We start from the raw sequence: 11410 nt of genomic DNA, 5'->3' as shown, positions 1-11410 counted from the left end.
ATAAAATCATGAAATCGCTGCATTGTTTTTTAATTAAAAGTCTGTCTATTTTGTGATTTCAAATGACCTTAAAATAAAACTTCAAATGAAGAAAATTTCGTTCTTATTACTATTATCAGCATTTGGGATGAATGCGTATGGGCAAAAGACAATCGATCAGAAGGTTTCTGAGCTGTTGTCTAAAATGACGTTGGAAGAAAAAGTAGGGCAGCTCGTTCAATATAGCGGTTTTGAATATGCGACAGGTCCTCAGAATTCCAATTCTGCAACAGTTTTAGATGAAATTAAAAAAGGAAAAGTTGGCTCAATGCTGAATGTAGCGGGAGCAGAAGAAACCAGAAAATTTCAGCAATTAGCTTTACAATCAAGATTAAAAATTCCTTTGCTGTTCGGTCAGGACGTCATTCACGGATACAGAACAACATTCCCCGTGAATTTAGGGCAGGCCGCGAGCTGGGATTTAGGTTTAATCGAAAAATCTGAAAGAATCGCCGCAACAGAAGCCTCAGCCTACGGAATTCACTGGACGTTTGCCCCAATGGTCGATATCGCCAGAGATCCGAGATGGGGAAGAGTAATGGAAGGTTCAGGGGAAGATACCTACTTGGGAACGCAGATTGGTTTGGCAAGAATCAAAGGTTTTCAGGGAAAAGGTTTGGGAAATCTTGATGCGATTATGGCTTGTGCAAAGCATTTTGCAGCGTACGGAGCCGGAGTTGGCGGAAGAGATTATAATTCTGTTGATATGAGCTTAAGACAATTAAACGAAACTTATCTGCCACCTTTCAAAGCAGCAGCAGAAGCGGGTGTTGCCACTTTTATGAACTCTTTTAATGATATCAACGGGATTCCGGCAACGGCAAACAAATACATTTTAAGAGATCTTTTAAAAGGAAAATGGAACTATCAGGGGTTTGTAGTTTCAGACTGGGGAAGTATCGGCGAAATGGTGCCTCACGGTTACGCAAAAGACAACAAAGAAGCTGCCGAAAAAGCGATTAATGCAGGAAGCGATATGGATATGGAAAGCCGTGCTTATATGGCTGAACTCCCAAAATTGGTCCAGGAAGGAAAAGTTGATCCTAAATTAATTGATGATGCGGCTAGAAGAATTTTAGTTAAAAAATTCGAGATGGGATTATTTGATGATCCTTACAGATTCAGCAACGAAAAAAGACAGAAAGAACAGTTAAATAATCAGGAAAACAGAAAATTCGGAAGAGAATTTGGCTCAAAAAGTATTGTTTTGCTTAAAAATCAAAAGAATATTCTTCCTCTTTCTAGATCTACAAAAACAATTGCGTTGATCGGACCTTTCGGAAAAGAAACTTCTGCAAACCACGGTTTCTGGTCGATTGCTTTTAAAGATGATAATCAAAGAATCATCACTCAGTTTGACGGAATTAAGAATCAGTTAGACAAAAATTCAACTTTACTCTACGCAAAAGGCGCCAACGTTGATGATCAGGATAAATCCATGTTTGCAGAAGCGGTGGAAACGGCAAAAAAAGCAGATGTTGTGATTATGACTTTAGGCGAAGGTTCAGCAATGAGCGGCGAAGCAAAAAGCAGAAGTAACTTACATTTCACGGGAGTTCAGGAAGATTTATTGAAAGAAATTGCAAAAACAGGAAAACCGATCGTTTTAATGATCAATGCAGGAAGACCGTTGGTTTTTGACTGGGCTGCAGACAATATTCCGACGATCATATACACTTGGTGGCTGGGAACGGAAGCGGGAAATTCTATTGCAGATGTCCTTTTCGGAACGGTAAATCCTGGTGGAAAGCTTCCAATGACTTTCCCAAGAACAGAAGGGCAGATTCCGGTGTACTATAATCATTATAATACGGGAAGACCCGCGAAAAATAATACAGACAGAAATTATGTTTCGGCTTACATCGACTTAGATAATGATCCGGAATTCCCTTTTGGGTATGGGTTAAGCTATACTCAGTTTAAATATTCTGATATGAATTTAAGTTCGACAAATCTTAAAGGAAATCAGACATTAAATATCAGTGTAAATGTTTCCAATACTGGAAATTATGACGGTGAAGAAGTGGTGCAGCTGTACATCAGAGATCTATTCGGAAAAGTGGTAAGACCGGTGAAAGAACTGAAAGGTTTCCAGAAAATATTCATCAAAAAAGGGGAAAGTAAAACGGTAAATTTTACGCTGACTCCCGAAAATCTTAAATTTTATGATGATGAACTGAATTATGATTGGGAAGCCGGGGAATTTGACATTATGGTCGGAACCGATTCTCAGCATGTTCAGACAAAAAGAATTAACTGGAATAAATAATAGGATTAGTTTTTAACACGAGCGGGATAAAACCCGCTTTTGGTGGTAAAAGACTGAACGTTTTTTATAAGAGCATTAATAGAAAGCATTGTTTGTCATTCTGAAAGAAGCGCAGCGTATAGAAGAATCTATTAAAACGGATTTGAGATTCTTCCTTCGTCAGAAATCTTTAGATTCGGCGTAGCCAATGACAAACGCTGAAAATAATCATCATAAAATTCAAAATTTTGAAAACAAAACTTCAACATATTTTTCAATTAGTTATTGGCGGAACTTTGGTTTTTTCATCGTTAAATTGTGCTTCAAACAAACCCGATCCCAACAGAAAATTAATCTGGAATGATGAGTTTAACGGAAAAGGATTACCCGATGCCACAAAATGGAATTATGATGTCGGTAGCAGTGGTTTTGGAAATAATGAAGCTCAGTTTTATACCAAAAACCGTTTGGAAAACGCAAGAATGGAAAACGGAAATCTTGTTATTGAAGCCAAAAAAGAAAATTGGGAAAACAGTAAGTATACTTCCGCGAGACTTTTAACGAAGGGAAAATTTGCCTTTCAATATGGAACGGTTGAAGTGCGTGCAAAGCTTCCGAAAGGTCGCGGAACATGGCCTGCCATCTGGATGATGAGTGAAAATATGAAGAAATGGCCGGACGACGGTGAGCTGGATATCATGGAGCATGTGGGATATAATCAGGGATATATTCATGCATCGGTACATACTAAAAAATACAACCATATCATCGGGTCTCAGAAAACAGACACATTGATAGTAAAAGATGCCAGTGAAAAATTTCACGTGTATAAAGCAGATTGGACCCCCGAAAAAATCGACATTTATATTGATGATCAAAAGTTTTTTACTTACGAGAATAAAGAAAAAACCAATGAAGCATGGCCATTTAACCGTCCGTATTTTATTATTCTAAATCTCGCAATTGGAGGAACCTGGGGCGGAAAGGAAGGAATCGATGATACGATTTTTCCTCAAAAATATGAGATAGATTATGTAAGAGTCTATGAGAATAAATAATGAAGTGAGAGGTTTTCTCTCAATTAAATAGAAGAAATATGAAGAAAATAATTGTAAGTTGTTTTGTAGCCGGTATGTTTTTTACTGCCAATGCTCAAAATTACTGGAAAAAAAACGCAGGAAAGACAGCGAAAGTGATTCTTACAAGTTCTAAAACCAATGAAAAAATGGTTGATAAAGGAACTGTAAAATTCGAAAAAATGGATCAGCCTAAAGAAGTTGATGCCTGTATTTTTGTGGATCCTGATTTTAAATATCAAAAACTTATCGGAATCGGTGGGGCAATCACAGATGCTGCTGCAGAAACTTTTTATAAGCTTCCAAAGAATAAGCAGAAAGAAATTATCGACGCTTATTATGGAAAAAACGGTTTGGGATACACGGTTGTCCGTACCAATATGAATTCATGTGATTTCTCAAGTGATTCTTATACGTATGTAACGGAAAATGATAATTCATTAAAATCATTCAATGTTTCTCATGATGAAAAGTATAAAATTCCGATGATCAAAGAAGCTCAAAAGGCGATCGGAAATAATTTTACCTTCTATTTTTCTCCCTGGAGCCCACCAGCCTGGATGAAATCGAACAAAAGCATGCTGAAAGGCGGAAGATTGGAAAATGCTTTCTATCAAACCTGGGCAGATTATTATGTGAAATTCATCAAAGAATACGAAAAAAGAGGAATCAATGTTTGGGGATTGACGGTTCAGAACGAGCCAATGGCAACCCAAACCTGGGAATCTTGTATTTACACTGCGGAAGAGGAAGGTGCTTTTCTTAAAAATAATTTGGGACCAACCCTTTGGAAAAATGGTTTTAAAGATAAAAAAGTGATGATCTGGGATCACAACCGTGATTTAATCTATCAAAGAGCCACAACAACGTTGAGCGATCCCGAAACTTCAAAATATGCTTCCGGAATCGGCTACCACTGGTACGAAACATGGAATAACAAAACGCAGCTTTTCGATAATTTACTGGAAACTCAAAGAGCTTTTCCAGATAAGTTTTTAGCTTTTACGGAAGGTTGTAAAGAGCAATTTGATAGGTCTAAAATTAACGAAGTGAGCTTAGGGGAATTATACGGAAGAAATATGATCAACGATTTCAACAAAGGAACCGCTTTATGGACCGACTGGAATGTGCTTCTGGACGAAACCGGCGGGCCGAATCATGTTGGAAATTTCTGTTTTGCACCTATTATTGCGGACACGAAAACCGGAGAAGTGCATTATACCTATGAATATTATTATGTTGGGCACGTTTCAAAATTCGTTAAGCCAAATGCTCAAAGAATCGGAACCTCATCCAACAGAGCTGCGTTAACCTCAACAACTTTCATGAATGAAAACGGACAGCTAGTTACCGTCATCATGAATGATTCCGATAATGATATCGATACCAATCTATGGATTGAAGGAATGTCAGCAAAGTTATCTGCACCCGCACATTCTATACAAACAGTAATTTTATAAACTTCATATTAACATTTATTTTAAAAATCGGCGGCACCAAAGGTGCCGCCGATTTATCTTATATTTACATCTCACAAAAAAAACCAAAGCAAATCTGCTTTGGTTTTATATATTTGAGAATAATTCTTAATTATTCAACATCATACTTATTGATTACTTTCTGCGTAACTCCTGAGCTGCTGAAACCTCCGTCATGGAAAAGATTCTGCATGGTCACTTTTTTCGTAAGGTCAGAGAACATGCTTACACAGTAATTGGCACAGTCAAGAGCGGTAGCGTTTCCTAGCGGAGACATATCTTCAGCATAACCCATGAAACCTCCGAAGCCTTTCACACCGCTTCCTGCAGTAGTTGGAGTAGGAGACTGGGAAATTGTGTTCACACGTACTTTTTTCTCACCCCAATAATACCCGAATGTTCTTGCGATACTTTCAAGATAAGATTTGTTGTCCGCCATGTCATTATAATCAGGGAACGTTCTTTGAGCTGCAATATAAGTAAGCGCCAGAATGCTTCCCCACTCATTCATACAGTCTTTTTCCCAAGCCACACGCATTACCTTGTGAAAAGAAACGGAAGAGATATCCCAACCTTTTTCCAACCAGTCGTAGTTCATTTCAGTATAATGTTTTCCTTTTCTTACATTTACGGACATTCCTATAGAATGCAGGATAAAATCTATTTTCCCGAATTTTGCAATTGCAGCATCAAAAAGCTTTTCAAGATCTTCGATAGAAGTAGCATCTGCACCAATAACGTCAGAGCCTGTTTTTTCGGCCAAACCATTAAGTTCTCCCATTCTCAAAGCAATAGGAGCGTTTGATAAGATAAATTCAGCGCCTTCTTCATGACATCTTTCTGCAACCTTCCATGCGATTGATTGTTCATTAAGGGCTCCAAAAATAATTCCCTTTTTGCCTTTAAGTAAACCGTATGACATAATTTTTTAATGTTTATTAATACTACAAATGTAGCAATAATTTGTCTTTAGAGCATAATAAAAAACGGAGCCTTGTATAAAAAGGCTCCGTTTTTTTTGAAAATATTTATATGACTGAAATTTTTAGTTGGTTTTCTTATTCCATTCTGCTTTTACATCTTCTGCAGCATCTTTGGTTTTTTCCCAGGCATCATTCGCCTTATCCTTTACATCGTCCCAGGCATCGGCTAAATTATTCTTTGCCCTGTCCAGCCAATCTTCCTGTCTTGCTTCTTCATCATTATTTCTTTTTTCGTTGATATAATCTTTAGCTCTGTCTGCTAATTCCTCAACTTTCCATTTTGCATTTTCTGCAGCATTTTTTAAAGAATTTTCTGTGTTGTTTACTGCATCTTCTGCTTTGTTGTATTCTGAATTGTTCATAATATTGAATTTTAGAGTGTTATTGATGAATAAACAAGAACCATTCCTAAAATTAAATCGGTCTGTTAAACTTTTCACAATATTTTGTTTTTGTTTCATAATGGTATTTTATATTAACCTTAGTCAAAAGCATCAATGTGAATAATTTCCGGTTTGTTCAGAAAAATTAGAAGTTTTTTACAAATATTTTAAGCATTTATCTGAAATTGAATTGATGGATATAAATTCTGAGATTATATTTATTATTGTCACCTATAAAGATTTTGATTTAAAACTTAAATAATTGGAATACAAATATTTACATTTATGTATGAATTAAATAATAGAATAGTAAAGCTATAATAAATCGATATTTTTAAGTGTTTCATTATATGGTGATAAATTAAATATTATTCAAATTTAAGTGACTTCTTTTAAATATTTTGTAATTTTAAAACACTGTGTAAAGAATTAAGACGTACTTGAAACCCTCATTATTAATGCATTTAATAATTTATTAAAGATAAGTTTCGATTCATTTAATAGTGATTAAATCTAGGTTTATTCACTTTTAGGTGTATTTATTGCGAAATATGTAATTTTTTTGTTGTTTTATTGAAAATTTATTATATTTGTAGCCGTAAACTATTACTGCGAATAACTAAGACAATGCAAACAAAATCAATTCTTCAATACGCTTTATTATTTTTATTACTAAATAATTTTGCATATGCTCAAATAGGGATAGGTACGCCCAGCCCTAATTCCTCCGCAATGCTTGATATCAAGTCAGCGAATAAAGGGGTGCTTTTCCCAAGTATTGCTTTAAAATCTCTAACAGACAATACAACCATTCCTACACCTGCAGAGGGTTTACTGGTCTGGAACAACGGTTCGGGAGGTTTGTCGGCAGCAGGATTTTATTATTGGAACAATCTTCAGTGGAATTTTATCTCTACAAGCGGGACCAACAGCCCGAATAACAATATAAACTCAACCGGTTGGAATCTTACCGGGACCAACAGCGGTAATTATAGCGGGGCAAATACAGGTTTGTCTCTGGGAACAAATACTTTAGATGATCTTGTTCTGAAAGTAAATTCAGCAACAATGGGCAGATTGGGAGCTAATAATTCCATAAGCTTCGGATCTGCGGCCAATGCAGCGCAAAATGGCATTGCATTGGGAAATTCCAGCAGCGCCTATCAGGGCATTGCCATTGGAACAAACGCTTCCGTAAACGCAAACGAATCGGTTGCGATTGGGGCAAATACACAAATTTCAGGTTATCAGTCTACTGCAGTTGGTTATAATGCGAAAGTAACTGTCAATGAAGCAACTGCAGTAGGAAATAACGCCAATGCTTCAGGTTTTCAATCTATTGCTTTAGGTTTTAATGCAAAAACTTCTGTGAATGATGCAACGGCAGTCGGGAAAAACTCTTTAGCCAATGGTTATCAGTCGATTGCAATGGGATATAACGCAAAAACGTCATCAAATGGTGAAACTGCGCTGGGAATTAATTCACAAACAAACGGCCAGAATTCTACAGCCTTAGGTTCAGGAGCTTCTGCGACGGGGCAAAATTCTACTGCAATTGGTTATAATGCATCAACTTCACAGGCAAATGCGATTGTTTTGGGTGATAATAATGCCAATATTGGTATCGGAACAAATACACCGAACAATACGGCAAAATTAGACGTAAACGGCCAATATAAGCTTGGAGACCGAGGAACAGTAAATAAAAACCAGATCAACTTTGAGGTTTGGCCAAGCGTTTCTATCAATAATCTGGCATCAGGAAAATCTACCACTTTGAATATTACAATTCCTCCCGCTTTAATCCCGGGTACTTCAAGAGGAACGATTGTTGTTTCGCCAGCCGGAGATTTTGCAGGAAATGCCAATTTTGCCATCTCAAACCCACGAATGACATCAAATGCAGTGATTACTATTAATTTAATTAATATTTCAAATGGTGCGGAAAGTTTATATTCTAGTCATTTTTATGTTACGATCAATGAATTTTAGTTTGAAATAAATAATAAAAAAGTTAGCATGTTTAAAAAAAGAAGGATTTCAATTTGAAATTCTTCTTTTTTACTGTTACGCTTAGTTGATAATCCTCTCTAAAACCCATTCAATCAGATTTTTCTCAGAAGTATGGTGATCGGTAGAAAATTCGCCTCTTCTTCTGTTGGCAATGACATTGTTAACAGTGACTGCTTTGTGACCTAACAGTTTTGACAAGGCATAAATCGCAGAAGTCTCCATTTCGAAATTGGTGATATCAAGATCATTTAATGTTTCCAGAAATTGATCGTCAAGCGCTTTCAGACGAAGCTGTCTTCCTTGCGGAGCATAAAAACCCGGGAAAGTGGCGGTGTTTCCATGGTATTTGGCATCTTTATAGAGCTCACCAAGATCTTCCGACCAATCTGCAAAATAGAGCATCGGTTTTATCTTTGCATACGGGAATTTTTCTAAAAAGTTTCTCGAAAATTCATTCTCAAATTCATAATCCTGATAAAAATGCATCAATCCGTCTAACCCGACAACATTTTGGGTAACCAGCATATTATCGACCTGTACATCAGGATTTACACTTCCGCAGGTTCCCATTCTGAAAAGCTCAAGCGCCTTATGTTCGGTTTTAAATTCTTTATTTATAAGGTCGATATTTACCAGAGCATCAAGCTCATTCATCACAATATCAATATTTTCAGTCCCGATTCCGGTTGACATTACAGTAATTCTTTCACCGCGTAACGTTCCTGTATGGGTGTAAAATTCTCTTTTATTCTTTTTTATTTCTACTTTGTCAAAATATTTTGAAACCTTCGCAACGCGGTCAGGATCACCAACAAGGATAATTTTATCGGCAATATCTTCAGGTAAAAGATTTAAGTGGTAAACGCTTCCGTCATCGTTCAGAACAAGTTCTGATGCAGCAAGTTTATTTAGCATAATATGTTTTTAATAGTCGAATTAAAATTGTTTTAAAATCTTCCCCAAACATCATTTCGTCTTTATTTTAAAACTGGTCAATAAAGAAATATTGACATTTTAAGTAATGAAATTGATTTTCGGGATTTAAAATTAGTAAAAAATACTTTATATAAGATGTAAACATAATTTAATTCAAATTTAAAACTGTGGTAACATCTGATCCGTTTGCTATCGATAGTTTTGCGCAAAAAATTAATGAGATTTTATCCTTTAGCTATTGTTGTTCTTTTGATTGGTTTTGCTGTAATGTCTTTTAATCCTGTTGATAAAGGAGTTAAAAGTGAAGATACAATAATCAATAAAGGGTTAACAGATTTTAAAACGAATCTTGACCGCTTAAAATCAGAGGCTTATCTGTTTGCCGAGGAAAAAATTTCTCTTGAAGAGCTTCAGAAAACATTAAGCAAAACCAGAAATTCTTATAAAGAAATTGAGTTTTACATCGCTTATCATTACCCTGAATTTTCAAAAACACATTTGAATGCTGCGCCTTTATTTCACATCGAAGCGGCTGGAACAAAGGCTTTTACATTGCCTCCCGAAGGTTTGCAGGTATTGGATGAATTGATTTTTTCCGATGAAGCAGGTGAAAAAAAGGAAGAAATTAAGGCGATTACAGATTTTTTATACAATAGTTATGCAAGTTTTTATTTAAGCACGACCAAAAACGGTTTAAGCAAAGGAAATAACAAAACGTTGCCTTTAAGAATTGAGCTGATCAGGATTTACAGCTTAGGAGTAACGGGTTTTGATACTCCGGGTTCGTTAAATATTTCGGAAGAAGCAGGTCATGCATTGTTAGGTATCAAAAAATACATTAATGATGATGCTTATTTTAAAAATTATAATATTGAAAAAGCAAATACTATTTTAACTGAAAGTATTGATTATCTATCAAAAAATACAGATTTTGAAAAGTTTGACAGGATAGAATTCTATAAAAAATACATTCAGCCTTTGTATGAGGAATTTGGAAACTGGGACGGAAGACCGGATGATCTGAAAGAATTTTCAGGATGGAATGTTGCTAACAAAAACTTTTTCAGCAGTGATTTTCTTGATCCGTATTTTTATACTTTATTAAAATCTTCGGAAGATAATCCCGACTTAAAAAAACTGGGAAAAGATATTTTTTTCGATCAGAATTTAAGTGATAACGGTAAAATGAGCTGTGCAAGCTGTCATTTACCCGAAAATGCCTTCACCGATTTAAAAGCAAAATCCCAAAGCAATGTGGAAGGAAAAACGGTGCTGAGAAATTCGCCTTCTTTATATAATGCGGTTTTCGCGAAACGATTCTTCTATGATATGCGTGCTTTTTATCTGGAACAACAGGCAGAACACGTGATTTACAACGAACAGGAATTCAACACAAGCTACGAAAGCATCATTAAAAAATTAAAAACCAAACCTGAATACAAAAAAGCTTTCCGTAAAGCTTTTAAAGGTGAAATTAATAAACAGAATTTCTCAAAAGCATTAAGTTCTTACGTTTCCTCTCTGTATTCTTTTGAAAGTGATTTTGACCGTTTCATGCGCAATGAAAAAGAAATTTCAGAAGATGCCAAAAAAGGTTTTAATCTTTTTATGGGAAAAGCCAATTGTGCGACTTGTCATTTTGCACCGCATTTTTCGGGCTTGGTTCCTCCTTTTTATAATGAAAATGAATCTGAAGTGTTGGGAATTACAAAAAAACCGATCAAACAGTTACCCATCGAGTTAGATTCTGATAAAGGAAGAATAAACAGCCCGGTACAAAAGGAAAACTCATGGATTTATGAAAATTCTTTCAAAACAACAACGGTGAGAAATATTGCGTTGACGAAGCCGTATTTTCACAATGGGGCATTCAATACTTTAGAAGAAGTTCTTGATTTTTATAATGAAGGTGGAGGTGAAGGCTTGGGTTTACCCATGAAAAACCAGACCCTCGCTCCCGACAAGCTGAATCTTACCCAACCGGAAATGAAGCAGATCATTGCCTTTTTAAATTCATTGACAGACATCAGTAAGACCAAAAATAATTAAGGTGAAGGGTGGTTTAATGAATGTAAAAGTTCACAGTTGCAGTTCATTATCCACTTTTTCGCTTTTTTAATATTTTTTTAATTAACGTTAAATTAATTTAATTAACAATAAGTTTGAGATTAATTAATATTCCGTGAGATTTATTTAAAGTCCTATTAACAGCGGGTTCGCGATTAAAAAATAGTTTTGCAAGGTCTAATAAATC

The 11410-nt window shown here is 35.7% G+C and carries 8 protein-coding genes; 5 read left to right on the top strand and 3 right to left on the bottom strand.

Annotation, left to right across the window (positions count from 1 at the left end):
* Positions 1–85 precede the first annotated feature (85 nt).
* The 3 genes from bglX (at position 86) to BLT04_RS18210 (ending at position 4823) form a co-directional block, all read left to right on the top strand.
* Positions 86–2308 carry a beta-glucosidase BglX gene (gene bglX, locus BLT04_RS18220; protein ID WP_089757211.1) on the top strand — a complete coding sequence of 741 codons (2223 nt, stop codon included), beginning with the start codon at positions 86–88 and terminating at the stop codon, positions 2306–2308.
* A 227-nt stretch (positions 2309–2535) separates the two neighbouring features.
* Positions 2536–3345 carry a glycoside hydrolase family 16 protein gene (locus BLT04_RS18215; protein WP_089757210.1) on the top strand — a complete coding sequence of 270 codons (810 nt, stop codon included), beginning with the start codon at positions 2536–2538 and terminating at the stop codon, positions 3343–3345.
* Between the two features lie 38 nt (positions 3346–3383).
* Positions 3384–4823 carry a glycoside hydrolase family 30 protein gene (locus tag BLT04_RS18210; protein ID WP_089757209.1) on the top strand — a complete coding sequence of 480 codons (1440 nt, stop codon included), beginning with the start codon at positions 3384–3386 and terminating at the stop codon, positions 4821–4823.
* A 130-nt stretch (positions 4824–4953) separates the two neighbouring features.
* On the opposite strand, the gene BLT04_RS18205 is transcribed toward BLT04_RS18210, so the two are convergent.
* Together BLT04_RS18205 and BLT04_RS18200 are read right to left on the bottom strand one after the other, a co-directional pair.
* Complete coding sequence (locus BLT04_RS18205; protein WP_089757208.1) at positions 4954–5763, bottom strand: enoyl-ACP reductase FabI; 810 nt, start codon at positions 5761–5763, stop codon at positions 4954–4956.
* A gap of 123 nt (positions 5764–5886) precedes the next feature.
* Positions 5887–6186 (bottom strand): hypothetical protein, encoded by a 300-nt coding sequence (locus tag BLT04_RS18200; RefSeq protein ID WP_089757331.1) that lies wholly within the window; start codon positions 6184–6186, stop codon positions 5887–5889.
* Between the two features lie 648 nt (positions 6187–6834).
* Between BLT04_RS18200 and BLT04_RS18195 the strand changes: the two genes are divergently transcribed.
* A complete protein-coding gene (locus BLT04_RS18195) occupies positions 6835–8199 on the top strand; it encodes a hypothetical protein (RefSeq protein ID WP_089757207.1) in 1365 nt (454 codons plus the stop codon).
* 81 nt (positions 8200–8280) lie between these two features.
* On the opposite strand, the gene BLT04_RS18190 is transcribed toward BLT04_RS18195, so the two are convergent.
* Positions 8281–9135, bottom strand: coding sequence for a nucleoside phosphorylase (locus BLT04_RS18190; protein WP_089757206.1), 855 nt, complete (start codon positions 9133–9135; stop codon positions 8281–8283).
* Positions 9136–9372: 237 nt separating this feature from the next.
* On the opposite strand from BLT04_RS18190, the gene BLT04_RS18185 reads away from it, so the two are divergent.
* Positions 9373–11205: a cytochrome-c peroxidase gene (locus BLT04_RS18185; protein WP_089757205.1), complete on the top strand. Its 1833-nt coding sequence runs from the start codon at positions 9373–9375 to the stop codon at positions 11203–11205.
* The last annotated feature ends 205 nt before the right edge of the window (positions 11206–11410 follow it).

The sequence above is a fragment of the Chryseobacterium soldanellicola genome, from assembly GCF_900100115.1.
Taxonomy (GTDB): domain Bacteria; phylum Bacteroidota; class Bacteroidia; order Flavobacteriales; family Weeksellaceae; genus Chryseobacterium; species Chryseobacterium soldanellicola.
Note: the sequence above shows the minus strand (reverse complement) of the source record. Positions and strands in the feature narration are given on the sequence as shown.

What these genes read in the sequence shown, in the direction of transcription:
- bglX (WP_089757211.1), top strand. Translation starts at nt 86, where the DNA reads ATGAAGAAAATTTCGTTCTTATTACTATTATCAGCATTTGGGATGAAT.
- BLT04_RS18210 (WP_089757209.1), top strand. Translation starts at nt 3,384, where the DNA reads ATGAAGAAAATAATTGTAAGTTGTTTTGTAGCCGGTATGTTTTTTACT.
- BLT04_RS18205 (WP_089757208.1), bottom strand. Translation starts at nt 5,763, where the DNA reads ATGTCATACGGTTTACTTAAAGGCAAAAAGGGAATTATTTTTGGAGCC.
- BLT04_RS18200 (WP_089757331.1), bottom strand. Translation starts at nt 6,186, where the DNA reads ATGAACAATTCAGAATACAACAAAGCAGAAGATGCAGTAAACAACACA.
- BLT04_RS18195 (WP_089757207.1), top strand. Translation starts at nt 6,835, where the DNA reads ATGCAAACAAAATCAATTCTTCAATACGCTTTATTATTTTTATTACTA.
- BLT04_RS18190 (WP_089757206.1), bottom strand. Translation starts at nt 9,135, where the DNA reads ATGCTAAATAAACTTGCTGCATCAGAACTTGTTCTGAACGATGACGGA.
- BLT04_RS18185 (WP_089757205.1), top strand. Translation starts at nt 9,373, where the DNA reads ATGAGATTTTATCCTTTAGCTATTGTTGTTCTTTTGATTGGTTTTGCT.